The sequence below is a fragment of the Oceanobacter sp. 4_MG-2023 genome (genome assembly GCF_030689165.1).
In the GTDB taxonomy this organism is placed as follows: domain Bacteria; phylum Pseudomonadota; class Gammaproteobacteria; order Pseudomonadales; family Oceanobacteraceae; genus Oceanobacter.
In genome coordinates, this window is the sequence record NZ_JAUYVV010000018.1 from 21157 (window position 1) to 46269 (window position 25113).

Annotated in this window: 18 protein-coding genes; all 18 read left to right on the top strand. The window is 52.6% G+C overall.

What is annotated here, in order from left to right; translation table 11 throughout:
- Positions 1-568 precede the first annotated feature (568 nt).
- The 18 genes from Q8W24_RS12565 (at position 569) to Q8W24_RS12650 (ending at position 25100) form a co-directional block, all read left to right on the top strand.
- A complete protein-coding gene (locus tag Q8W24_RS12565; protein WP_303431978.1) occupies positions 569-2020 on the top strand; it encodes a glyceraldehyde-3-phosphate dehydrogenase in 1452 nt (483 codons plus the stop codon).
- A 423-nt stretch (positions 2021-2443) separates the two neighbouring features.
- Complete coding sequence (locus Q8W24_RS12570; protein WP_303431979.1) at positions 2444-3778, top strand: Na(+)-translocating NADH-quinone reductase subunit A; 1335 nt, start codon at positions 2444-2446, stop codon at positions 3776-3778.
- Between the two features lie 2 nt (positions 3779-3780).
- Entirely contained in the window at positions 3781-4992 is a 1212-nt protein-coding gene (locus tag Q8W24_RS12575) for an NADH:ubiquinone reductase (Na(+)-transporting) subunit B (protein ID WP_303431980.1), read from the top strand.
- Positions 4982-5779 (top strand): Na(+)-translocating NADH-quinone reductase subunit C, encoded by a 798-nt coding sequence (locus tag Q8W24_RS12580; protein ID WP_303431981.1) that lies wholly within the window; start codon positions 4982-4984, stop codon positions 5777-5779. The genes Q8W24_RS12575 and Q8W24_RS12580 overlap by 11 nt, the downstream gene beginning before the upstream one ends.
- Before the next feature lies 1 nt (position 5780).
- Positions 5781-6443, top strand: coding sequence for an NADH:ubiquinone reductase (Na(+)-transporting) subunit D (locus Q8W24_RS12585; protein WP_303431982.1), 663 nt, complete (start codon positions 5781-5783; stop codon positions 6441-6443).
- Positions 6443-7057, top strand: a complete 615-nt coding sequence (nqrE, locus tag Q8W24_RS12590) for an NADH:ubiquinone reductase (Na(+)-transporting) subunit E (protein ID WP_303431983.1) — start codon at positions 6443-6445, stop codon at positions 7055-7057. Before Q8W24_RS12585 ends, nqrE begins: the two co-directional genes overlap by 1 nt.
- A 12-nt stretch (positions 7058-7069) precedes the next feature.
- The gene (nqrF, locus tag Q8W24_RS12595) at positions 7070-8293 is read left to right on the top strand and encodes an NADH:ubiquinone reductase (Na(+)-transporting) subunit F (protein WP_303431984.1); all 1224 of its coding nucleotides are present in this window, start codon (positions 7070-7072) and stop codon (positions 8291-8293) included.
- A 263-nt stretch (positions 8294-8556) separates the two neighbouring features.
- A complete protein-coding gene (locus Q8W24_RS12600; protein WP_305415296.1) occupies positions 8557-9747 on the top strand; it encodes a fatty acid desaturase in 1191 nt (396 codons plus the stop codon).
- Between the two features lie 105 nt (positions 9748-9852).
- A complete protein-coding gene (locus tag Q8W24_RS12605) occupies positions 9853-10524 on the top strand; it encodes an SDR family oxidoreductase (RefSeq protein WP_303431986.1) in 672 nt (223 codons plus the stop codon).
- A 48-nt stretch (positions 10525-10572) separates the two neighbouring features.
- On the top strand, positions 10573-10941 hold the full coding sequence (locus Q8W24_RS12610; RefSeq protein WP_303431987.1) for a hypothetical protein: 369 nt from the start codon (positions 10573-10575) through the stop codon (positions 10939-10941).
- A 467-nt stretch (positions 10942-11408) separates the two neighbouring features.
- Positions 11409-12395 carry an ABC transporter substrate-binding protein gene (locus Q8W24_RS12615; protein ID WP_305415295.1) on the top strand — a complete coding sequence of 329 codons (987 nt, stop codon included), beginning with the start codon at positions 11409-11411 and terminating at the stop codon, positions 12393-12395.
- Positions 12395-13009 (top strand): hypothetical protein, encoded by a 615-nt coding sequence (locus Q8W24_RS12620; RefSeq protein ID WP_303431989.1) that lies wholly within the window; start codon positions 12395-12397, stop codon positions 13007-13009. Before Q8W24_RS12615 ends, Q8W24_RS12620 begins: the two co-directional genes overlap by 1 nt.
- The gene (locus Q8W24_RS12625) at positions 13006-14070 is read left to right on the top strand and encodes an iron ABC transporter permease (protein WP_305452232.1); all 1065 of its coding nucleotides are present in this window, start codon (positions 13006-13008) and stop codon (positions 14068-14070) included. Before Q8W24_RS12620 ends, Q8W24_RS12625 begins: the two co-directional genes overlap by 4 nt.
- Positions 14067-14849: an ABC transporter ATP-binding protein gene (locus tag Q8W24_RS12630; RefSeq protein WP_303431991.1), complete on the top strand. Its 783-nt coding sequence runs from the start codon at positions 14067-14069 to the stop codon at positions 14847-14849. Before Q8W24_RS12625 ends, Q8W24_RS12630 begins: the two co-directional genes overlap by 4 nt.
- Positions 14850-15510: 661 nt before the next feature.
- Positions 15511-16341: a substrate-binding domain-containing protein gene (locus Q8W24_RS12635; protein ID WP_303431992.1), complete on the top strand. Its 831-nt coding sequence runs from the start codon at positions 15511-15513 to the stop codon at positions 16339-16341.
- A gap of 106 nt (positions 16342-16447) precedes the next feature.
- Positions 16448-23092 carry a filamentous hemagglutinin N-terminal domain-containing protein gene (locus Q8W24_RS12640; protein ID WP_305475508.1) on the top strand — a complete coding sequence of 2215 codons (6645 nt, stop codon included), beginning with the start codon at positions 16448-16450 and terminating at the stop codon, positions 23090-23092.
- A complete protein-coding gene (locus Q8W24_RS12645; protein WP_303431994.1) occupies positions 23089-23445 on the top strand; it encodes a hypothetical protein in 357 nt (118 codons plus the stop codon). The genes Q8W24_RS12640 and Q8W24_RS12645 overlap by 4 nt, the downstream gene beginning before the upstream one ends.
- Complete coding sequence (locus tag Q8W24_RS12650; RefSeq protein WP_305415288.1) at positions 23442-25100, top strand: ShlB/FhaC/HecB family hemolysin secretion/activation protein; 1659 nt, start codon at positions 23442-23444, stop codon at positions 25098-25100. The genes Q8W24_RS12645 and Q8W24_RS12650 overlap by 4 nt, the downstream gene beginning before the upstream one ends.
- The last annotated feature ends 13 nt before the right edge of the window (positions 25101-25113 follow it).

Genomic DNA, 25113 nt, shown 5'->3' on the forward strand with positions numbered 1-25113 from the left:
AATCATCAGCGGTTGGGCCTTGTGTATCTCCTGGAGAGAACGTAACCACGTGACTGTTTTGTCATGGAATTGTGTCAATTCGAGGAATTTTGACACCTTTTGAGCCCAATAATCCGCTGTTTACCCTGTGTCAACCAATGGGCAATGGAAGTATTTTGTCAGTTTGGGTCGGTTTTTGTTGGAAATTAACTACGTTAATTGTGCAGCTTGTCATTATGTGAATCGAGGTAAGAGTGTTGTGATGGTGATTTCAAAAGCCACGACCTGGTCGCGAGGGACAGACAGGTTTGGGTATTGAGGACGATGACAACAAGATAACGACAAACAGGGGCTATGCTATGGAATATGCCTTTGCTGAGTCGCTATTGTTGGCCGTACTGGCCTGAACCGGTCTGGCTGATTGATGGTGGCATGGGAGGAGCAATGGTCGTCTGGTTCACCAAATTCGAAAAAATAGGTAGGTTTTCTACAAAGTCGGTTGCTTTTTGGTCGGATTGTGAACTTGGGCCGGCACGTGCATAATCTGCACCGTAATGATCCCTCGAACAATTAAATGGAAGGTTTGCCTGTGACTCAAGATATGCGCGACACCTGCTTGCAGGATTGGATGGAACGCGAAGCGATTGCTGAATCCATGATTCCCCTGATTGGTGGTTTGTACCGCACTCATAATGTGATCACATCCCTGTATGGTCGTGCGATCATCAATCGTTCTGTGATTGATATTCTGAAAGCACATCGTTTTGTCCGTCACATGGAAAAACAGGAAGTCACTGTCCGCGACACGTTCCCGATTCTTCAGGTTCTGGCAGAGCTGGATATCAACCGTGTCCATGTTGATATCGGCCGTCTGGCGGTAAAATTCCGCACTGAGGCAAATGGTCGCGACCTGCGCACCTTTGTGACTGACGAGCTGGGTGACGCCGTTGGCCAAACCACAGAAGATGGCGAAAACCGTGACATCGTATTGTACGGCTTTGGTCGTATCGGTCGTTTGCTGGCTCGTATCCTGATTGAAAAATCCGGCGGTGGCCGTGGTTTGCGTTTGCGTGCCATCGTGGTTCGTCGCGGCAAGGGTGATGACCTGGTCAAACGCGCCAGTTTGCTGCGTCGCGATTCAGTACACGGTACTTTCCGTGGCAGCCTGTCTGTCGATGAAGAGAACGAATGCCTGATCGCTAACGGCAACGTGATTAAAATCATCTACGCTGGTAGCCCATCTGACGTTGATTACACGGAATACGGCATCAAGAACGCTCTGGTGATTGATAACACCGGTGTATGGCGTGACGAAGATGGCCTGAGCCAACACCTGAAATGTAACGGCGTTGCCCGTGTGCTGCTGACTGCACCAGGCAAAGGCGATATCAAGAACATCGTTTATGGCATTAACAACGGTGATATCACAGAAGCCGACAAGATCCTGTCTGCGGCTTCCTGTACCACCAACGCGATTACGCCGGTTCTGAAAGTGATGAACGATGAGTACGGTATTGTCAGCGGCCACGTTGAAACCGTTCACTCCTATACCAACGACCAGAACCTGATCGATAACTACCACAGTGGGGATCGTCGTGGCCGTTCTGCACCGCTGAACATGGTAATTACGGAAACAGGTGCTGCCAAGGCGGTTGCCAAGGCATTGCCAGCACTGAAAGGCAAGCTGACCGGTAACGCGATCCGGGTTCCAACGCCTAACGTTTCCATGGCGATCCTGTCGTTGAACCTGAGCAAGGACGTCAGCGTTGATGAGGTAAACGAGTACTTGCGTGAAGCTTCCCTGCGCTCTGACCTGCATCGTCAGATCGACTGGGTAAACTCACCGGAAGTGGTATCTCTCGACTTTGTTGGTAACAGCCATGCCGGTATCGTGGATGCCAAGGCGACGATTGTGAATGGCAATCACGCCAACCTGTACGTTTGGTACGATAACGAATACGGCTACAGCCGCCAGGTTATCCGTATCGCGCATCAGTTGTGTGGTGTTGAATACCCGACTTACCCACCGGTACAAAACTGAGTGCTGACCGGCTCACGACTGCTCTGAATGGGCTGCTGAGCCGGTACAATGCATGCCGTTATCGAGGAGAAAGCAGCGATTTTCTTCTCGATAACGTTCTGATTTCCCTGTCATGACTACCTTCCTGATACTCCTGTTTCTTGCTGTTTGGCACTGAATAGCCTCTTTTTGGTATAGATTGTTCCCTCTAAAGCATGATCTACCTACACCCTTGATCGCTAGATTATTCGGGTGCGCCTCTTTATACTAACCGCCGATTTTTCACTTAGTAAACTTAGCAAACGAGTATCCAAGTGCTTGTTTCCCAATGCAATTGCAAGTAATACGAGCCTGCTTCCAGCTTCAGTGATGATTTTGGTGGCCTGTTCGTGTGTTTGTGTTGCGGATTCTGGCGCAGCGGACTCATGTGATTAGGCGAGGCATATGATCAAAATTAAAAAAGGTCTCGACTTACCTATCACCGGAATTCCTGAGCAAACCATTACATCGGGCCAGAACGTAACGGAAGTTGCGATACTGGGCGCGGACTATGTTGGTATGAAGCCAACAATGGCTGTTCAGGAAGGTGATTCGGTCAAGAAGGGACAAGTCCTATTTACAGACAAGAAGACCGAGGGGGTGCAGTTTACCGCTCCGGTTGCGGGTGTGATCAAGGCGGTAAACCGCGGCGATCGCCGGAAATTCTTGTCGATTGTTATCCAGCTCGAAGGTTCTGATGAAGAAACCTTCAATCATTATCCAGTAGATGCGCTGTCATCCCTGGCGGCAGCCGATGTCCAGAGCAATCTGGTGAACTCCGGTTTGTGGACCACTCTGCGTACCCGTCCATATTCCCGGGTACCGGCACTGGACAGCACGCCTGATGCTATCTTTGTCAATGCCATGGATACCAACCCGCTGGCAGCCAATCCGGAATTGATCATTGCCGAGCAAGCCGATGCTTTCAAGCATGGGCTGCAGGTGCTGAAAAACCTGACAACTGGCAAGCTGTTTGTCTGCAAGGCACCGGGCGCCAATATCCCGGCCGCTGGTGTAGAAACAGTGGAAGAGTTTGCGGGAGCTCACCCGGCTGGATTGGCGGGCACGCATATTCATTTTCTGTACCCTGTCAGTGAACAGCGCACCGTATGGACAATCGGTTATCAGGATGTGATTGCCATTGGTATCCTGTTTACGACGGGCAAGTTGTCTTCCGAGCGCGTCGTCGCGCTGGCTGGCCCACAAGTCAAAAAACCGCGCTTGATCCGTACTCTGGTCGGTGCCAGCTTGCAGCAGTTGACTGCTGGTGAACTGGTCAATGCCGAGAACCGTATTGTTTCAGGTTCTGTGTTTGGTGGTCGTACTGCCGCCGGAGCTGAGTCTTTTCTGGGTCGCTACCACAACCAGATCAGCGTACTGCGGGAAGGGCGTGAGCGTCCATTGCTGCATTACCTGACTCCAGGTGCCAATCGCTTCTCTGTGATGCCGATTTACCTGTCCAATCTGATGAAGAAGAGCTTTCCGTTTTCGACTTCAACCAACGGCAGTGAACGTGCCATGGTGCCTGTCGGCGCTTATGAACGTGTGATGCCGCTGGATATGCTGCCAACCCAGTTGTTGCGAGCGTTGATTGTTGAAGATATGGAATCGGCCGTTGCGCTGGGTGCACTGGAGCTGGATGAAGAAGATCTGGCTCTGTGTTCTTTTGTTTGCCCAGGCAAATATGAGTACGGCCCGATCCTGCGTAAAAATCTTACTCGAATTGAGGCGGAGGGCTGATTATGGGTCTGCGAACTATGCTTGATAACCTGGCGCCTTTGTTTGAGAAGGGCGGCAAGTACGAAAAGATGTACCCGCTGTATGAAGCGGTTGATACCGGTCTGTTTTCACCACCGAATGTGACCAATAACACGGCGCACGTACGGGATGGCATTGACCTCAAACGTATCATGATCACGGTATGGGTCTGTACCTTTCCGGCGATGCTGTTTGGTATGTACAACATTGGCTTGCAGGCGAACGAAGCCATGGCAGCCGGTGCCGGTACCGTCATTGAAGGATGGCGCGAGTTTCTGATTGTATTGCTGGGCGGTGGTGCTCACGATGCGGCCAGCTTCTGGGATAACTTTGTTTTTGGCGCTGCTTATTTCCTGCCTGTTTACGCCACGGTCTTTATTGTGGGCGGTTTCTGGGAAGTGTTGTTTGCCACCATTCGTCGCCACGAAGTCAACGAAGGGTTCTTTGTGACTTCCGTGCTGTTTGCTCTGACCTTGCCCCCCAGCATTCCGCTGTGGCAGGTGGCTCTGGGCATTTCGTTTGGTGTTGTGATCGGCAAGGAAGTGTTCGGTGGTACGGGCAAAAACTTCCTCAACCCGGCACTGACGGGTCGTGCTTTCCTGTTTTTTGCTTACCCGGCCAATATGTCAGGTAATGCGGTATGGACGGCAGCCGATGGCTTTACCGGTGCGACAGCATTGAGTAATGCGGCTGAAGGCGGCGTACAAGCTATTATTGATGCGGGTGTTAGCTGGAGTGATGCATTCTTCGGCACTATCCAGGGCTCCATGGGTGAAACCAGTACGCTGGCGATCCTGTTGGGTGGTGTGGTACTGCTGGTGATGAATATTGCTGCGTGGCGTATTGTCGCGGGTGTGTTTGGCGGCATGGTGGTCTTCAGTCTGTTGCTGAATATGATTGGCTCAGACACCAACTATATGTTTGCCCTGCCGTGGTACTGGCATCTGGTCGTTGGTGGTTTTGCGTTCGGTATGATCTTTATGGCTACCGATCCAGTGTCCGCTTCCATGACCGATACCGGCAAGTATGCTTTTGGTGCCTTGATCGGTTTTATGGTGGTTATGATTCGGGTGGTTAACCCGGCCTTCCCTGAAGGCATGATGCTGGCCATTCTGTTTGCCAACCTGTTTGCGCCACTGATCGACCATTTCGTAGTGCAGGCAAACATCAAGCGGAGGATCGCCCGTGTCAGCTAATAACGACAGCATTCAAAAAACTCTGACGGTTGCTATTTTGCTGTGCCTGGTGTGCTCGGTGATTGTTGCCGGTGCCGCAGTGGGTTTGCGTGGCAAACAGAATGAAAACAAGGCCAATGATAAAAAAATCGCGGTATTACAGGCTGCTGATTTGTATGTCGAAGGCCAGCCGGTAGCTGATCAGTTCACACAGATTTCTACCCGTATTGTTAATCTGGAAGCAGGACGTTTTGCGACGGATGCTGAACTCCAGGAAATCCGTGATGCCGGTTTGACGGTCGAAAACTTCGATCAGAAAAAATCGTCCAAGACGCCTGCGCTGTCTCGTGCCTTGTCTTCTGAAGAAGATGAAGCCAGCATCAAGCGTCTGGAAAAATACGCGGCGGTCTTTATTGTCGGCGGTAGCGATCATATCGAGAAGATTATCCTGCCGGTTCACGGCTATGGTCTGTGGTCTACCTTGTATGGCTTCCTGGCGCTGGAAGGCGACATGGATACCATCGTTGGCCTGGGTTTCTATTCTCATGCTGAGACCCCGGGGCTGGGTGGTGAAGTCGATAATCCCAAGTGGAAAGCACTGTGGGTGGGCAAAAAAGTCTTTAATGATCAAGGCAATGTCGCAATCAGTGTCGTAAAAGGTGGTGCAGAAGCCGGTAACCCTTATCAGGTTGATGGCTTGTCTGGTGCTACCTTGACCAGCCGTGGTGTCAGCAATCTGGTACGTTTCTGGGTTGGTGGCAAAGGCTTTGGCGAATTGCTGAACAAACTGAAAGGACAGGGGGCGTAATATGTCTGATCTGAAGAAAGTTCTTACCGAACCGCTTTTCAGCGCAAACCCGATTGCAGTTCAGATTCTGGGTATTTGTTCTGCATTGGCAGTAACGACCAGCCTGAACGTAACACTGGTTATGTGTCTGGCGCTGACTTCGGTAACGGCGTGTTCCAACTTTGGTATCGCGCTGATCCGTAATCATATTCCAAACAATATTCGAATCATCGTACAGATGATCATTATTGCGTCACTGGTTATCGTGGTGGATCAGATCCTCAAGGCGTATGCCTATGAAGTCAGCAAGCAGTTGTCGGTGTTTGTTGGTCTGATCATTACCAACTGTATCGTGATGGGACGCGCAGAAGCCTTTGCCATGAAAAATGGCCCGGTGCTGAGCTTCTTTGACGGTATCGGTAATGGTCTTGGCTACTCCGTGGTTCTGGTTTCTGTTGCGACCGTGCGTGAGTTGTTTGGCTCTGGCAAATTGTTTGGTTTCGAGATCCTGCCATTGATTCAGGATGGTGGCTGGTATCAGTCCAACGGTTTGCTGCTGCTGCCACCGTCTGCCTTCTTTATTATCGGTGGTTTCATCTGGATTCTGCGTACTGTGAAGACCGAACAGGTCGAAGCACCAGATTTCAAAATCCTGCCTAACACTGAACACTCAGGAGGTCACTAATGGAACACTATATCAGTCTGTTCGTTAAGTCCGTCTTTGTGGAGAACATGGCGCTGTCGTTCTTCCTCGGAATGTGTACCTTCCTGGCAATCTCCAAGAAAATTCAAACGGCGATTGGTTTGGGTGTTGCGGTTATCGTGGTGCTGGGTATTACCACACCGGTCAACAACCTGATTTATACCTACTTGCTTAAAGAAGGTGCGTTGACCTGGATCTCCAACGATTTTGCTGCGGTTGATCTGAGCTTCCTGGGCCTGCTGACCTATATCGGTGTTATTGCCGCCATGGTCCAGATTCTGGAAATGGTGCTGGATAAATATGTACCGGCTTTATATAACGCGCTGGGTGTATTCCTGCCGCTGATCACGGTGAACTGCGCCATTATGGGTGCTGCCTTGTTCATGGTGGAACGTGACTACAACTTTGGTGAAAGTACCGTATTCGGTATTGGTGCCGGTGTGGGTTGGGCGTTGGCCATTGCTGCTTTGGCAGGCATTCGTGAAAAACTGAAGTACAGCGATGTGCCAGCAGGTCTGCAAGGTCTGGGTATTACCTTTATGACTGTAGGTCTGATGTCTCTTGGCTTCATGTCCTTCTCTGGCGTATCACTGTAAGGAGACGAAGTTTTGGATATTGAAATTATTCTGGGCGTAGTGATGTTCACCGTGATTGTATTGTCACTGGTGTTCATCATTCTAGGCGCTCGCTCCCGGCTGGTTAGCTCGGGTGATGTAACCATCATGATCAACGGCGAGCGGGAAGTAAAAACCGAAGCCGGTGGCAAGCTGCTGCAAACTCTGGCCGCTAATAATATCTTTCTGTCGTCTGCTTGTGGCGGCGGTGGTACCTGTGCCCAGTGCAAGTGCAAGGTAACGGAAGGTGGCGGTGAAATGCTACCTACCGAAGCCTCTCACTTCACCAAGGGTGAGGCCCGTGAAGGATGGCGGTTATCCTGTCAGACACCAGTCAAGCAAGATATGGTGGTTGAAGTTCCGGAAGAAGTGTTTGGGGTGAAAAAGTGGGAAACGACCGTTGTTTCCAACCCGAACATGGCAACCTTTATCAAGGAGCTGACACTGGCTTTGCCTGAGGGCGAAAACGTTGACTTCCGTGCTGGTGGTTACGTGCAGCTGGAATGTCCTCCGTATGAAATCAACTTCTCTGACTTCGATATTGAAGAGCAGTATCGCGGTGACTGGGAGCGTTTTGGTTTCTTCGACATCAAGGCTGTTAACAAGGAAACCACCATTCGTGCCTATTCCATGGCTAACTATCCTGAAGAAAAAGGTTTGGTGAAGTTCAATATTCGTATTGCAACGCCACCACCAGGATCCCAGGGTATTCAGCCAGGTATTATGTCGACCTTCGTCTTTAACCTGAAACCAGGTGACAAGGTGACGGTATACGGTCCATTTGGTGAGTTCTTTGCTCGTGATACCGATGCGGAAATGGTCTTTATCGGTGGTGGTGCCGGTATGGCACCGATGCGTTCGCATATCTTCGATCAGCTCAAGCGTTTGCACTCCAAGCGCAAGATCAGCTTCTGGTACGGTGCGCGTTCATTACGCGAACTGTTCTATCAGGAAGAGTACGACAAGCTGGCTGAAGAGAATGAAAACTTCGAATGGCACGTGGCGATGTCTGATCCACAGCCAGAAGATAACTGGGACGGTCTGACCGGTTTTATCCATAACGTACTGTATGAACAGTACCTCAAGGATCACGCTGCGCCAGAAGATTGTGAGTACTATATGTGTGGGCCTCCAATCATGAACCAGTCTGTAATCAACATGTTGCTTTCTCTGGGTGTTGAGCCTGAGAACATCATGCTGGATGACTTCGGTGGCTGATCACTGAGTTGTTCCTGAAAGCCGCGCTGACAGCGCGGCTTTTTTTTGCCTGTTATTTGAGCGCAAAGAGGGCTACCCGGTTTTCTGGCGATAGAAAGGTAGTGAAACTCGGGCTCATCAGGAAGGTATTGTGACAATGGGGCATTTTTAACCCTATTTCAGTCTATTTCACTCATGTCGCATGTCGAATGACACAATCGTGGTTTAGTATAAATACTAGAGGTGTGTTTGTTACTGCACCGACCGTCACTAGAAAGGGTATTATGCTGTCAAACGATCAAGCACCATCTGCCAGCGAGCAGAGTGAAAATAATCAGAACAATAACAAGCCGCCTATCTACTGGGTTCCGACCATCATGTTTGCAGCCAGCACGCTGGGCGTCTTGACCCTGGTGCCCTGGTATGGCTTCACCTATGGTTATGAGACCTCGGCCTGGGTTACCTATATTGTGATCACCTGGCTGACAGGGATGGCGATTACCGGTGGCTATCATCGTCTCTGGTCGCACAATGCCTATGAAGCACATTGGGTGTTGCGGCTGTGGTACGTCTTGTGGGGAGCTTCTGCCCTGCAGAATACCGTGTTGGAATGGTGTTCTGGCCACCGCAAGCACCATCGTTATGTTGATGATGTCGAGCATGATCCATACTCCGCCAAGCGGGGGTTGTGGTTTTCCCATATCGGCTGGATGCTGCGAGAGTGGCCGTCAGGCAAAACTGACTACGCCAACGTCAAAAACCTGCTGAAAGACCCCATTGTGATGTGGCAAGACAAATACTACGTCTGGATTGTATTAGCCATGAACGTGGGTCTGCCTGCTGCGCTGGGATGGATGTTCGGGGATGTCTGGGGCATGTTGCTGCTGGCGGGTTTGCTGCGCTTGTTTACGACCCATCACGTTACTTTTTTTATTAATTCCATTGCTCATAAATGGGGTAGCCAGCCTTATACCGATGAAAATACTGCACGCGATAATCCGTTTTTTGCCTTTCTGACCCATGGTGAGGGCTATCACAATTACCACCATATTTTCCAGAATGACTACCGCAATGGTATTCGCTGGTATCACTGGGACCCAACCAAATGGTTTATCAAGGCCTGCTCATGGGTTGGCCTGGCCTCTAATCTGAAAACCATATCTGATTTTAAAATCCAGCGCGCCAAGGTTCAGATGCAGTTCAAGCGAGCGAAGGAAGAGCTGGCTTTGCGGCAGCTTAAAGAAGCCGATTACCAGCGCTGGAGTGCGGTGCTGGAAAATGAATATGCCCAGTTTAAATCCATGCTGAACGACTGGACCAACCTGCAAGGGGAGCGTTACTCCAGTACGCGTCAGTCTCTGGCTTGTCGCTGGGAAAAGGCGGCGATTCGTACGCGCTACCAGGAGCTGGAATATGCGCTCAGAATGCAGCACCAGCGTATGCAGGCGTTGATGCTTGAACTGACGCCTGCCTGATCAGAGGTGGTCGCCAGGAAAACACCATAGTCATTGCATCCTGTCACGGCCCTTGGTTAGTATGGCGCGGATTGTTCATATCAACCGACCAGACAGGAGAGAGGCATGGCGAATGTACTGATTACCGGGGCCAACCGGGGTATTGGGCTAGAACTGGTACGTCATTTTTCCAGTCGTGGAGACTGCGTTATGGCGGTTTGTCGTGAGTCTTCGGAAGCATTGGATACACTGGCAGACCAGATTATTACCGGTATCGATATGACCGATGCCGAGGCTGTCCAGGGGTTGCAAACGATCGTGGCGGAGCTGTTGGATGGACCGCTCGATCTACTGGTCAATAATGCCGGTATCTTTGCCAACGACACTCTGGATCAGCTGGACTTCGAGCAGATCAGTCGCCAGTTTGAAGTGAATACCCTGGCACCGCTGCGGCTCGTACACACCTTGCTGCCGCTGATGTGTGAGGGCAGTAAAATTGCCAATATCACCAGCCGCATGGGATCTATGGCAGATAATGGTTCCGGTGGTTACTACGGCTATCGAGCATCCAAGGCTGCATTAAACGCGTTCGGCAAAAGCCTGGCAGAAGATCTCAGACCTCGCGGTATTGCCGTGGCACAATTACATCCCGGCTTTGTCCAAACCCGCATGGTGAACTTTGCGGGTGATATTTCTCCGCAGCAAGCAGCCGAAGGGCTGGTTGCTCGCATCGATGAACTGACAATAAGCAACAGTGGTGGTTTCTGGCACTCCAATGGCCAGCCTTTACCCTGGTGACATTCGTTATACACACCGCTACAACAACCGCTTCAACAGGATATTTACATGGCAAATGCCCGTATCACCAAAAAATACCATACACGTTACCTGGCTGATTTTTTTGTCGAATGCACTCAGGCAAAAGAGTGGGAAGAGAAACTCAAGGCACTGAGCCTGGAAGATAAAACCGATACAGCGATTGATGGGTTCCCGGCCAGCTTCGAACAAGAATTCCCTGAAGTGGCTGGTCTTGGTCTTCATTACTGCATCGAACGCGTTGAACTGGCCGATATTCCGCGTGCTGCTTCTTGCTGGTGGCCGGTCGATGAAGCGACCCAGTATTTTATGTGCTACCCGGCCGACTTCCCACAAAGCGCGATCTTTATGGCCATCGATTTCGATAATACCGATCATGAATGTGGTCATGACCACTAGGCACGACCCAGTAACACCTTTCTGAATAATCCCTGCCATTGGTCTGGCATGACAGCGCCCGCTTGAGCTTCGTCTCAAGCGGGCGTTGCTGTTTTTGATCAGTGTTGATGGATTATCTCTCCTCAGGCCATTGTTGTGATTGCCGGATCTGCAACGGAGGCTGTTTTTATTAGGTTTGTTACTTCGTTAGGTAGTTTGTATATATAACGACATGGTGTCTGTTTTGCGACATGAGCTGTCACGTTTGATTTATAAAAATCTATAAAAATCAATATATTATAAATTTATACAGATGGTACCTGTTTTGCTTCTCAAGTTATTACTATTGAAGCATTCCTATAAAGGTAACCAAAGTGAACGTGTTGTGGGAAAAAACCGGAAGATGTAATAGCTGGCTGCTGCATATCCTTTTGGGGGTGATGTTACTGTCTGCTCATCAGGCTGTGGTCGCGGCCAAGACAACGTCGATGACAACCGATATGGCTGGCAGAGAAGTCATCTTGCCTGATCATATACATCGCCCACTCGGGGCCGCTCCTCCCTTGACTGCTCTGCTTTACGCACTCGATCCTGAGTTGGTACTGGCGTTGAATATTCCTTTTTCTCCGGCCAGCGATGGCTTTGTTGATCCTCGGATGTCGACCCTGCCGATTATTGGCAGTTCCATGGGGCATGGCCGCCAGGTTAACCCTGAAACCTTGCTGCAATTGCAGCCGGATGTGGCACTGGTTTGGTTAAACCGGTTTATGTCCCCAGGCAGTGATGTGATTGAAAAGCCGTTCCGCACCACCGGCATTCCGATTGTGTACGTCAAGCTGGATACGCTGGAAGACTGGATAGCCGCATTTGAGTATGTCGGGTCTTTGGTTGGGCGGGCTGAACGGGGCAAGCAACTGGCCGCCTATATCCGCCAGTCCTTGCAACGGGTTAGCAGCGGGTTGGCTGGTATTGGCAATAAACAACGGGTGACCGTGTATTACGCCGAAACAGCCGACGGCCTGGCTACCGATTGTCATACCTCCTTCCATACTGAAGCAATCAACCTGGCTCACGGGTACAACCTTTATCGTTGTCAGCCGAAAACCATGATGGGGCAGGAGCGAGTGGATATGGAGCAGGTCATGCTTTGGAATCCGCAGTATATCGTCGCCCAGGACTCTATGTTTACTCGTAGGGCAGCTGCCGATAAACGCTGGCAGCGGCTTTCAGCCTTCCTCAATCAACGGGTACTGACTGTGCCGCATTTACCCATGAACTGGCTGGATCGGCCACCGTCTTTTATGCGGGCGTTGGGTATCCAGTGGCTGGCGAATGCGTTTTATCCACAACAGTTTCCATTCAACCTGAAAGAAGAAACCCGTCATTTTTACCAGCTGTTTCTGGGTGTGGATCTGACCGATCAGCAGCTGGCAATCTTGCTGGATAGCGACCAGGCAATCAAAGGAGATGAGTAATGAGCAAGCGTGATATCGACGAATTGAACCGGATACCAGCAGATGCCAAACAAATAGACTGCTTTTGCAGTGGCTCCCAGCTGCAAGCCGAACCGCAGGAACGCTGGATGAATCGTAAAGAGACAGAAGCTTTTCCAGCGGTGCCATTACCCTCCAGCGCATTGTATAACGAGGTCGGGGCCGAGGCTCTGACCGGCTTGGTTGAGCGGCATCACCAACGGCTTCAGCTCAGCGTGATCGGTACCTTGTTTCCACAGCAACCACATGCCTTTGCCGCTACGGTCGCCAAAAGTGTGGCCTTTATTCTGGAAGGGGCCGGGGGGCCGGTTGATTTTACCGAACGGCATGGAGAGGTGCGTATGCGTGAGCGACATTTCCCTGTCAGTATTGATGAAGCCGCACGTGATGTCTGGTTGCTGGAATTATTGCGCAGCTTTGATGATGTGGACTTTCCATCGCACTGGCGGGACACCTATTGGCGTTGGATGGAGGCATTTTCTTTACGTATGGTGAACCGCCGCACACGTATGGAGCCGTTATCGCGTTATCGGCTGGCAGATGCCCAGGCCAGTCTGCTGGCCAACCTGGCGGCGTTTGGCCGCCTAGAGCAATGACGGACTGGTTATTAAAAGCCTCCGGGCGACTGTCATACCACTGGCCAGATTACCTGTCTGGCCGCTGGATGCTATTGGTCGGACTACTGTCAGCCGCCATTCTACTGTCCTTGGTTTCAGGCCGTTATGCACTGGAAATACAGGATATTGTACAGTTTTTTATGGCCCATATTGGCTGGCAGACAATGGATAGCAATCGCTACGAGTTGCTGGAAACCTTGCTGATGGAGATTCGCTTGCCCCGGTTGCTAACTGCGGCTTTGGTGGGGGCTGCGCTGGCCGTTTCTGGCTCAACCTATCAGGCGGTGTTTATTAACCCTCTGGTTTCTCCCGGATTATTGGGAGTACTCGCAGGATCTTCATTCGGTGCTGCCTTGATGATGGTATTGGCGCCAGCCTGGTGGATGGTACAGCTGGGGGCCATCGCTGGAGGCCTGTTAGCCGTGGTAGTGGCGCTGGGAATTGGCCGCATGTTTGGTAATGCCTCGACCATTATGCTGGTGCTGGGCGGTATTTTTACCGGCGCCTTGTTTGCCGGCCTGCTGGCATTGGTAAAATACGCTGCCGATCCTTATGAGCAGTTGCCAGCCATTATCTATTGGCTGATGGGGTCGCTGGGGTTAGCCAATATGGATGATCTGGCCCTGTATGCACCACTGATGCTGGCAGCGATTATTGGTTTGACGTTACAGGGGAGGGTGCTGGATATACTGACCCTGGGAGACGATAGTGCAACGGCGCTGGGGTTGTCGGTCAGTCGGGTACGGCTGATGCTGATTCTGCTGGCAACGCTGGCATCGGCATTAACGGTCTCGCTGGTGGGTATGATCGGCTGGGTTGGCTTGCTGGCCCCTCATATTGCCCGCCTGCTGGTCGGGCCATTAAATCGCCAGCTGATACCGGCCAGCGCCCTGGTTGGCGCCATTTTCATGCTGTTCGCCGACGTGTTAGCCAGAAGCCTGATGGCGGCGGAACTCCCTATTGGTGTTGTGACCGAACTGATCGGACTGCCTGTGTTTCTGTTGGTGTTGCGTAATGTTCGTAAAGGGTGGAATACATGAACGATATTGTGATGACGGTTAGTCACCTGACATTCCGTTACCCGCACCAACCTCAGCAGACAATTCTGAATGACATCAGTTTTCATATTGGCACTGGAGAAGTGGTGTCCTTGTTGGGCGCCAATGGCTGCGGTAAAAGCACCTTGCTGAAACTGTTGCAAGGGTTGTTGCAGCCGACTCAAGGCGATGTTTACTTGCTTGGCAAGCGAGTGCAGGAGTGGACGCGGCGGGATATTTCCCGGCTGATTGCTTATGTTCCTCAGGCGGGACAGCTGCCTTTCCCATACCGGGTACGGGACCTGGTCGCGATGGGGCGTATTCCTCACCACGGCTTTTATCATCAACCTGGCAAAGATGATGACGCGGCAATTGATGAGGCTATGCAGCGTTTGGGGATCTCCGACCTGGCCAATAAAACCTGTACCGAACTCTCTGGTGGTCAGCAACAGCTCTGTTTTCTCGCCCGGGCGCTGGCGCAGCAAACGACGGTGATCCTGATGGACGAACCGGTGAACGGCCTGGACTTTGGTAACCAGTGGCGTTTGCTTTCCCTGCTAAAAGATCTCGCCGCCGACGGCTACAGCATTATAAAAACCACCCACTACCCGGATCATGCTCTGGGGTTGCCGGGGAGGGCGGTGTTGTTGCATCAAGGAAAAATCCTGCAGCAGGGGCCGCCACCAGAAGTGATTAACCCGGCGTCTATCCGGACGCTGTACCAGTTGGACGAAAGCAGTTATCCCGCCTTGCGTTACCATCATAATCCTCAAGAAAGCTGAGAGTGGGGTTGGGGTTCAGAAGTCAAAAACTGAATCACCCCGGCTTTTGGGAAGGCTCCAATTTATTGGAGCACTGTCATTTATAGATGTGACCTGAAGTGTGAACGCACTGGCGCATGCCTTGCCCCGTCTCAATGGACTGGCTATCCAGCCCTACAAGTCAATCTAGCTTCGATTAACAATCAGTTGACTCAATATATGTAAATATAAGTAATATAAAAATAGGATATTTCTCAGGCTTGTTTGATCTAAAAACAGCCTTCTAGTCAAAAAGCGGATCAAAAAAGAACCAAAAAGCTACTAAAAACACAATTCCGTCTTATTTACGACAATTATAGGTATTTGTACTACATATAACATTGCAAGCCTGCCAAACACCGCCAATCTCCTGTTGATGCCACCTTCAGTACATCACGGTATATCACTGTAATTTTTATTTATTTACTTAAAAATCAAATAGTTATTTTTAAGTGATGGTGGTTTTTCTGGTTGATAAAACTTCATGCAACAACTGGTATATCTGTTGCTATTCCCTCCGTATGTGTCGTTATTTAGTTAAACATCATATAAAAGTATTCGCTTGCCAGAACCCTGCGCTGGCAAGTGGTAGCAACATCGAGCGGGTAACCCTCACCAGTGACACTTGATGGAGAACAACACGATGAAAAAGCAAGTTCTGCCAATGTTCAGCACCCTCGCCATGGCAATCACCTTTAGCGCTTCTGCCCAAGCGGTCACAGTGAATATCGCTGCTGCCAAGCTGTTTGAAGATGCTCTTTGGGATACCGCCTATGATGTGGAAGGCCCGGTGATTCAGGCTTTTAAAACTTCCACGGCCTACACCAGTCTGGGTTATAGCGTCGATTTTACCGTCGCCAGAGGCCCAGCGGGCACCTACGCCAGCACCATAGCCAATAATCTGGATAACGACGTAGTGCTCTATGAGCTGTTTATCTCCGCCGATACAGACTATCCAGATGACCTATATGATAACTACTACGCATTGGGTCATACCTCCGATGTAGAAGTAGTTTCCCAAGGTAAGCTGATGCACTGGTCTAACGGCAACGTTGATGTCGCCAGCAACTGGCCTACAGACTTTATTGCCAACTACACCAGCCCTGGTATTGGCATCTGCAACCCGACCAATGGTCCTTATGGTCAGGCGGCATTGGATGTCATTGCTGCAGACTATTCTCCCATATCGTCTTCTGATACCACCCAGTATGGAATGATTAAAGCCGTCGATAGCGCAGTGGCTTCAGGTTCCATGGAATCCGGCTTTGTTCCCACTGCGCTGAATTGCAGCAGTGGCGCCGTCAGTGTGCCGAGCGGTGCCACCTATCATGTGTTTGACGACACCTACGATCACGGTGCAATCCAGATCTACAGCGGTGACGGTGATGTCGATGATGCCGCCGAAGCCTTTATGGACTGGCTTGCCAGCAGCGCCGGTCAGGCCGAGCTGGAAGACTACTGTCTGGCGTTCTGATTTCGCCTTCCCTGTCAGATATCACTGCAGGGTTCCTCTTGTTTCAACTCGTTATTGATGTCTATGCCACCTGCACTGGCGGGTCTGGTATTAGGAGAGTCTTTGTATGAACCGATGTTATCGCACGGTATTTAACCCGGCGGTGGGTGAATATCAGGCGACGTCTGAACTCAGCCGCCGCCACAGCCGTAGTGCCACTGTTCGTTCCATATCCCATGCTGCTATTCGTAGTGGTGGTCTGTTGTTATCGGCCTCTTGCTTGCTGGCCAGCCAGCCTGCTCTGGCGACCGATTTACCCACCGGTGCCGATATTGTGTCTGGCGAGGCCAGTATCAGTACCAGCGGCAACGATATGGCCATCAATCAGAGCACAGACAGCCTGATTACCAACTGGCAAACCTTTGATATTGGTGCAGAAAACAGTGTGACCTTTGTTCAGCCATCGTCGGATTCGGTGGCATTAAACCGGGTAGTGACCAGTGATGCGTCGGAGATTTACGGCAGTCTGAGTGCCAATGGCAAGGTATTTCTGATCAACAGCAGCGGTATCTTGTTTGGTGAAAATGCTTCGGTGGATACTGCCGGTCTGGTGGCTTCGACCCTGGATATCAGCGATGACGACTTTCTGGACGGCAATTACCAGTTCAGTGGCGATGGCGATAATGCCGCCGTGGTTAACAACGGCAGCCTCCGCAGCGATGGTGGTGCCGTCGCCCTGCTTGGCGGCAGCGTTACCAACAACGGTGTCATCAGTGCCCGACTGGGTACGGTAGCCCTCGCGGCAGGTAACGTCATTACACTGGATTTTGCTGGCGATGGTCTGTTATCCATCGCCATTGATGAAGCCACGCTGGATGCTCTGGTTGCCAACCACCAGCTGATTCAGGCCGATGGCGGCCAGGTCATTCTGACCGCCAGTGCCGCCGACAGCCTGTTACAGACCGTGGTGAATAACGACGGCATCATTCAGGCTGCCAGCCTGGAAGACCATAACGGCACCATAGTGCTCAACGGCGGCGATGGTGCTGTTGAAGTGTCCGGTACTCTCGACACCACAGCAGCCGACACCACAGCAGCCGACGAGGAAGTCAGCAGCGGCGGAACCATTCAGATCAGCGGTAGCAGCATTAGCCTCACAGCGGCCACTCTGGACGTATCAGGCACCACAGGCGGTGGCAGCATTGAAATCGGCGCCGGTTATCAGGGCAGTGATTATTCGTCGACCGGCCTGACCGACAGCAGCAGTCTCACCAAAGCCACCAGTATCAGCATTGATAACGACAGCAGCCTGCTGGCCGACGCTGGCAGCAGCGGCGACGGTGGCACCATTGTGGTGTACGCCGAACAAGACACCCAGGTAGGTGGCCAGTATTCCGCCACCGGTAGCAGCACCTCCGGCGACGGCGGTCTGATTGAAACCAGCGCCAGCAGCCTCAGCGTCGCCAGTGACATCAGCATAGACACCAGTGCTGCGAACGGGGCAACCGGCAGTTGGTTACTCGACCCGGATGGCTTTACCGTCGGTGACGACGGCGATATGACCGCAGCATCCCTGACCAGCGCCCTGCAAACCAGCAATGTCACCATTCAATCGACCGATGGCAGTGGCGACGACGGCGATATCACCATTGCCGACGATGTCAGCTGGAGCAGTAATACTCTGACTCTGACCGCCACCCATAACATCAACGTCAATGCCGTAATGACAGCCACCGACAACGCCGGACTGGTCGCCAATTACGGTACTGGCACCGATGAGGACGGCGTTCTCTACGGCCTGTATACCCAACAGGGAACCTCCAGCTTCGCTGGCCAGGTCAACCTGGACGATAGCGTCGGTGTGGTGATGAACGGCAATAGCTATACCGTGATTACCGACGCCAGCCAGCTGGCCGATATTGCCAGCGACGGTTACTACGTACTGGGCGCGGATCTGGGTGATGACTTCGATGACCAGACCATTAGCAGCTTTGCCGGTGTCTTGAACGGCTTTGGCCATACGTTCAGTTATAGCAACGACTATGACGACAGCGGCATTGCCAGCGGCCTGTTCGGTACACTGGAAAACAGCGCCCTGGTCTCCAACCTGATTCTGACCGCTGGCAATATCGACGGTCAGGACAGCGGCTCAGCCAGTGCTATTGGTGCACTGGCCAATATCAACTACGGCAGCATTATCAACGTCGGTAGCGCAGTCGGAGTGAAAGATATTCTGGCCGATGACGAGGGTAACTCCAGCATTGGTGGCCTGGTGGGTATCAACTATGGTCTGTTGGCCAACAGTTACACTTATTCTGGTGTTCTTTATAGCGTCAATATTGGTGGTGGTCTGGTCGGTACCAATGAAACCAGCGGTGTGATTGTTAACAGCTCGACCCGAGCCAATAGTGCCGGCGTGCGTGCGGATGCCGACACGGTGACTTATCTGGGAGGTTTGGTTGGAGTCAATAACGGCACTATCAGCAACAGCTATTCGACGGTATTGATCAATACCAGTAACGATGATGAAGAGGATTATCCCGAGCTGATCGCTGGCGGTTTTGTCGGCCAGAATAACGGCATTATTGATCAGTCTTACGCCTATCACGATATCGAAAGTGGCAGCGGCACCATGGCCAAGTACTTCAGCAGTGTGGGCGGTTTTGTTGGCGAAAATACCGGTACCATTACCAATGCCTATGCCTACGATATGCTCGATGGCAATCGAGGCTCCGCCGCCGGTTTTGCTTATATCAACAGCGGTACCATTACAAACAGCTACGCTCGCTATACCAGTGATGCCTATTCATCCACCATCGTCTACGGCTTTATCTCTTATAACAGCGGTACCATCAGCAACAGCTACTGGACCCATAGCGAAGGTGGTACGGCGGTGGATTCTGTCGACGACGATGGCTCTGATGACTACGTCGATCTCACCACAGAGCTGAGTGCTGAAGAAGCCTCCGGCTTCGCCAACTATGTCGGTTTCGATTCGGACATCTGGAGCAGTGCTGGCAGCGGCTTCCCCATGCTGGCGGCACTGAATGCGGTTTATGTGTCCAACTCACTCAGTAGCAGAACAACGCTGGACTATGGCGAAGATGCGTATACCTCAGGGAATCTCTTCACCTATGGCCTGCAGGCGGGCGACACCGCTGCCGATGTGCTGTTCATTGATGAAAGTGCGCTGTCCTGGGGGTATCTGGATGCCGGCGACTACAACGCCACCGATGTGACGGTGAGCAGTGTTGATGGTTACAGCATCCTCGGTAATTTCACCGTCACTCCGGCAGAGATCAACCTCGATTATAATAACTACACCACTTACGCCGCTAAAGAATACGATGGCACCACGGATGTGAACCTTGACGGTAACAGCAGCTTTAATGGTCTGATCGGCGACCAGACCCTTACCTTCAGCTACGATGCCTCATACGACTCCGCCGATGTCGCCTGGAGTGACGGCTATGTCACCAGCCAGACTATTACCGTTGACAATATCAGTGTCAGCGATGGTGACAACGGCGGCAAGTCTTCCAACTATGTTCTCAAAAGCGACAGCTTTACCGCCAGCGCAGTAATTTCCCAACGGCTGGTCGACAGTTCGGAACTCAGCAGCAGCGCCAGTGACAAGACCTATGACGGCACGACCACTGCCGATGTCAGCCTCAGCATCACCGACAGCCTCGCCGCTGACACCCTTGCCAGTGGCGAACTGAGCCTGGAGTACGACAGTGCCGACTTCGACAGCGCCGATGCTGGCGATGATCAGACAGTCACCGTCAGCGGTATCAGCCTGGCTGGCGACAGTGCCGCTAATTATCTGTTGGAAAACGACACCAGTACCACGGAAGCCAGCATCAACCCACTGGTATTAACCGTGTATGGCAGCACCACCGACACCGAACTCGACGGCACGACGATCAGCGCCGACGAGTTGAGCCTCTCTGGTGTGCTTGAAGGCGATACTGTCAACCTCAGCGGCAGTGCCGATCTGATTTCCAGTGAAGAGGGAAGCAATGAACTGGATATCAGTAATCTGGGCATTGATAACAGCAACTACACTCTGGTAGATGCTGATGCCAGCTTTGTGATTTCCGAGGCCTTGCGGGTCGCCATATCCAGCAGTGACGGCGTCACCCTGGATGAAGACGTCAACACCACCAGCATCACCACCACCGAATCCAGCAGCTGGATCAACTGGCAGGTCTTCTCGATTGACGCAAGCGAAACCGTCACCATCACCCAGCCAGATGGCAGTTCGGTATTGCTGAACCGTGTCACCGGCGATGCCGCCAGTATTATTGACGGTACCTTACTATCCAATGGCCGGGTATTCCTTCTTAACTCCAATGGCGTGTTGTTCAGCAGCAGCTCCTACGTCGACGTGGCCGCTCTGGTCGCCAGCACGCTCAGCCTCAGCAACGATGAGCTGATGGACGGTGACGACCAATACATCTTCTCCGTTGGCTCCAGTGAAACCGGCTCGGTGGTCAGCGAGGGTGATATCGTGATTGCCGACGGGGGCTTGCTGGCGCTGCTCAGTAGCCAGGGCGTCAGCCAGAATGGTAGTCTCTCCGCCACCAATGGCAGTGTGGTACTGGCCGCGACTTCCGGGCTGACACTGACCACCGACGACACTGGGCTGACTGACTACCAGCTGGACGATGTCAGCGGTGCACTGACATTCGGTGGTAGCGCCAGCATCAGTAATGGTCTGCTGGAAACCGCCGGTGAAACCCTCAACCTCGACAGCCTGACGCTGATCGACGACAGCGCAGCGGCAACCTGGTCCGTCTCTGTGCCTGCCATCAGCATTGGCGACAGCGGCCTGTTCAGCGCCGACGAAGTAGCAGTCCAACTGGCCGTACGCAACCTGTTGCTCAATGCCATGGATGGAGGCATCACCATCAGTGATGACATCCGCTGGAGCAGCGATAGCACCCTTGGACTGGCCAGCACAGACACCCTGGACATCAATGCTCGCCTGGACGCCAGCGGCGCCAGTGCCGGACTGATTATCGAGGGCGATTACGTCATTAACAGCGAGCATCTGGACTACAACGCTGACACCACAGGCTATGCCGACGCCGGCATTACCCTCAGTGGTGCCAATGCCAGCCTCACCATCGGTGGCAACGACTATGGGTTGCTGCATGATATGGATGATATTGAAGCCATCAATGACGCCGGCGGCAGTGGCTACTACGCCATTGCCAATACCATTGACGCCAGTGCCTACAGCTATACCGAAGCGGTCGTCACCACATTTACCGGCGTGCTGGCCGGGCTGGGCAATACCATTGCCAATCTCTCGGTGGATACTGGTTACGAGAACTACGCCGGCCTGATTGGTCAGGCCACCGACGCTGTGTTCCGCGATCTGTTTCTAGATACCATTAATATTGCCGGGTTCGCATATATCGGTGGCTTGCTGGGCTATGGCAGCAATATCACCCTCGACAATATTCGTGTCAGTGGTGCGGTTACGGGTAATGTTGATAATACCCAGACCGGCACTGAAACCAATACAAACATCGGGGGTATTGCCGGGGCCATAGCCCTGGGCAACGTAAATAATGTGTCGTCCTCCGCCACCGTCACAGGCAATCAGGCTGATGCTATCAGTGCAGATTTCACTATTACTACAGGTAACATTGGCGGTCTTATCGGTGGAGCCACCGGCATTACCCTGACCAACGCCTATAACACCGGCGACGTAATGGGGCACTCTGGTGTGGGTGGCCTGATTGGCAGAATCAATAGCTACACAGCCACCGATGGCACCGTTGTGGACTCAGTTGTGGAATACGCCTGGAACACGGGCAGCATCAGCGGTGACGACGTCTACCTGGACGACGGTACTGCCGGAAATATTTCCTACGCCGTTGGCGGTCTTTTTGGCAGTGTGGCCAACGCCATTATCAGCCACGTCTGGAGCACCGGCGATGTCTATGGCGGCGGCTACACAGGAGGTCTGATCGGTGCTGCAACCGACAGTGATATCAGTGATGCCTCCGCCAGTGGCGATGTCTATGCCTACAACGTCGAAAACGACCATTTCTTCCAGACCAGCATTGGCGGCCTGATTGGCGACATGTCTGGAGGCAGTATCTCGGACTCCAGTGCCAGCGGGGATGTTTATGCCGATTCAACTGACGACCCTTATTACACCTATATGAGTGTGGGAGTCGGCGGTCTGGTCGGCACTCTCGAAGACGGCACCATCAGTAACTCCAGCGCCACTGGTAACGTGACTGGCGGTAGTATGGTCGGTGGCCTGGTCGGCCAGAACGAAGGTGGCAGCGTCAGCGATTCCAGTGCCAGTGGTAATGTTGACGGCGCCGTTGCCACGGGTGGCCTGGTCGGTCACGACGAAGAGGGCAGCTACACCAACTCCACATCCAGTGGCGATGTCTCCTATATTCTGGAGCCGCAATCGGCCATTGATAACTCCGAAGGTACCCTCTCAGATAGGGATCCTGACGACTCAGATATCAACACCTCAACCTCTGCAACCACAGCAGCACGCGCTGCTGCGGATGCCAGCCAGCAAGACCTGCCTGAAACCGAATCCGCTACCGACCGTTTTGACGGTGACTCCAGCGACGATCTGGCACTGATTGCTGCCCGTGAAGGCGGTGGTGAACAGGATGACGGCAGTTACAGCGCCGACGTCCATGAAATCGAGATTGACGGGGTGATCTATCAGTTAAGCGAAGACGACTGTGATCCAGCCAACGAAGACTGCCAGGGAGACGACCAGTGAGCACTCTGAAACCAAGCTGTAATAACCAGCCATCTGGCACTGTCAAGCCGCTGCTTGTTCTGCTGAAGGCAGCGTTGCTGCCATCTACTCTGGCGCTGCTGGCTTTGCCCGCGGCAGCCGAGCCTGAACCGCAGCCGTTCGTCACTGTGCAACAGCATGGTGGTAGCGCTGCCCAGCAGTTGCAGGCAATAGAAACAGAGATTGCCCAGCAACAATTGCTGCAACCATTGACCGACCGGGTGACCTTCCATCAGCAGAACGAACCCGATTCACTGTTTGAAATCCGGCAGGGGGGAATTGCCATGCCGGGTCAATGCAATAACCCACCTTGTCAGGGGGAGGATCGTCCATGAATCGATTGCTTTATCGTGCTCTGTTGTTATTACCGATCGGCATATTACCAACGGCCGTGATGGCCCAGACTGCACCCGCAGGCGATCAGGTATTACGAGAAATCCAGCCAGCGGCAGAATTACCCGCACCGCGAGAACTGGACCTGACCATTCCTGCCATGGCTGACCCTGTTGCTCGTTCGTCTGCAGGTACAACCATGCAAATAGTTGGATTTCGCTTTATCGACAATCAGGTCTTCAGTGATGCTGAATTAAGCGCACTGTTAGCGGATCTGGCTGGCAGCATGATGGGGCTAGGTGATCTGGAAGGTGCCGCTGCCCGTGTGACTCACCATTATCGCGATCATGGTTATCCACTCACCCGAGTGGTGATTCCGGCCCAGACCATTCAGGATGGCATCGTGGACATGCAGGTACTGGAAGGTCGGCTGGGCGAGCTGGAAGTCACCAACAATACCCGTCTGAGATCTTTTGGACAGGCACCGCTGACGCTACTGCAAAGCGGTGATGCCATTCGTACCGATGCGCTGGAACGGGCGCTGCTGCTGACCAACGAACGGGCGGGGGTTAATACTCATGCCGTGCTCAGCCCTGGCAGCAGCACGGGCCTGACTGATTTACTGGTGACACTGGAGCCCGAGCCTGCGCTGCAAGGCCAGGTGTCGATTGACAACGGTGGCAACCGCTTCACCGGCAGTTATCGCAGCATGGCGTTACTGAAAGTGAATAACCTGCTGGGGCTGGGTGAACGGGTTGACCTTAACCTGGTCGGCAGCAACGGCAACCAGCAGTACTATTACGGTGGCATTGATATTCCCGTAGGTCGCTGGGGTACCAGTATCGGCGGCGGGTATTCCTGGTTGACCTACGAGCTGGGGGAAGATTTTTCCTACCTCGACAGCCATGGGAGCGCACGTTCCGGTCATTTGTTTGTCCGTCAGCCACTGATCGCCCACCGCGATTTGTGGCTCGACGTCAAATTCGATCGCCAATGGCGGCGTCTGCATGACCAGATCGATCTGGCCGATAGTGAAAGCAAAAATCGCTACCGGGTGAATACCCTGACGTTGGAAGGCAATAACCGGGACCACTGGTTTGGTGGCGGTATGAATGCCTTTGCGCTGGGCTGGGGCCACGGCAGTTTGAATATGCTCAACACCGAAGACAAAAACAGCGACAAACTGGGTGCCCAGGCCATTGGTGGTTTTAATACCGTACGGCCAACACTGGTGCGACTGCAACGACTGGATGATCGTTTCAGTCTGTTTGCCCGCCTGCGCGGCCAGTGGGCGGATGGCAACCTGGGGGGCGGTGAGAAATTCAGCCTTGGCGGCAGCAGTGGTGTGCGGGCTTATCCTCAGGGAGAAGCCCAGGGAGACCTGGGCTGGCTGGCTACTACCGAATTGCGCTACAACCTCAATCACTATGTACAGTTGAACGCGCTGTTTGACTACGGTGCCGTGACCATCAACAAAGACCGCTGGGACGACAGCGACAACCACCGCCACCTGAGCTCGGTTGGGGTCTCAGCAGTGCTTTATTATGCCGACTTTACCGTCGATATAAGCTCATCCTGGAAAGCAGGTTCAGAGGCACCGGAAAGTGATGATGATAAAACCCCACGAATCTGGGCCCAGGCCAGCTGGACTTTCTGAGCAGGAGCAAGTG

What these genes read in the sequence shown, in the direction of transcription:
- Q8W24_RS12625 (WP_305452232.1), top strand. Translation starts at nt 13,006, where the DNA reads ATGACGGACTGGTTATTAAAAGCCTCCGGGCGACTGTCATACCACTGG.
- Q8W24_RS12620 (WP_303431989.1), top strand. Translation starts at nt 12,395, where the DNA reads ATGAGCAAGCGTGATATCGACGAATTGAACCGGATACCAGCAGATGCC.
- Q8W24_RS12640 (WP_305475508.1), top strand. Translation starts at nt 16,448, where the DNA reads ATGAACCGATGTTATCGCACGGTATTTAACCCGGCGGTGGGTGAATAT.
- Q8W24_RS12635 (WP_303431992.1), top strand. Translation starts at nt 15,511, where the DNA reads ATGAAAAAGCAAGTTCTGCCAATGTTCAGCACCCTCGCCATGGCAATC.
- Q8W24_RS12575 (WP_303431980.1), top strand. Translation starts at nt 3,781, where the DNA reads ATGGGTCTGCGAACTATGCTTGATAACCTGGCGCCTTTGTTTGAGAAG.
- Q8W24_RS12585 (WP_303431982.1), top strand. Translation starts at nt 5,781, where the DNA reads ATGTCTGATCTGAAGAAAGTTCTTACCGAACCGCTTTTCAGCGCAAAC.
- Q8W24_RS12610 (WP_303431987.1), top strand. Translation starts at nt 10,573, where the DNA reads ATGGCAAATGCCCGTATCACCAAAAAATACCATACACGTTACCTGGCT.
- Q8W24_RS12600 (WP_305415296.1), top strand. Translation starts at nt 8,557, where the DNA reads ATGCTGTCAAACGATCAAGCACCATCTGCCAGCGAGCAGAGTGAAAAT.
- Q8W24_RS12570 (WP_303431979.1), top strand. Translation starts at nt 2,444, where the DNA reads ATGATCAAAATTAAAAAAGGTCTCGACTTACCTATCACCGGAATTCCT.
- Q8W24_RS12605 (WP_303431986.1), top strand. Translation starts at nt 9,853, where the DNA reads ATGGCGAATGTACTGATTACCGGGGCCAACCGGGGTATTGGGCTAGAA.
- Q8W24_RS12615 (WP_305415295.1), top strand. Translation starts at nt 11,409, where the DNA reads ATGACAACCGATATGGCTGGCAGAGAAGTCATCTTGCCTGATCATATA.
- Q8W24_RS12650 (WP_305415288.1), top strand. Translation starts at nt 23,442, where the DNA reads ATGAATCGATTGCTTTATCGTGCTCTGTTGTTATTACCGATCGGCATA.
- Q8W24_RS12630 (WP_303431991.1), top strand. Translation starts at nt 14,067, where the DNA reads ATGAACGATATTGTGATGACGGTTAGTCACCTGACATTCCGTTACCCG.
- nqrE (WP_303431983.1), top strand. Translation starts at nt 6,443, where the DNA reads ATGGAACACTATATCAGTCTGTTCGTTAAGTCCGTCTTTGTGGAGAAC.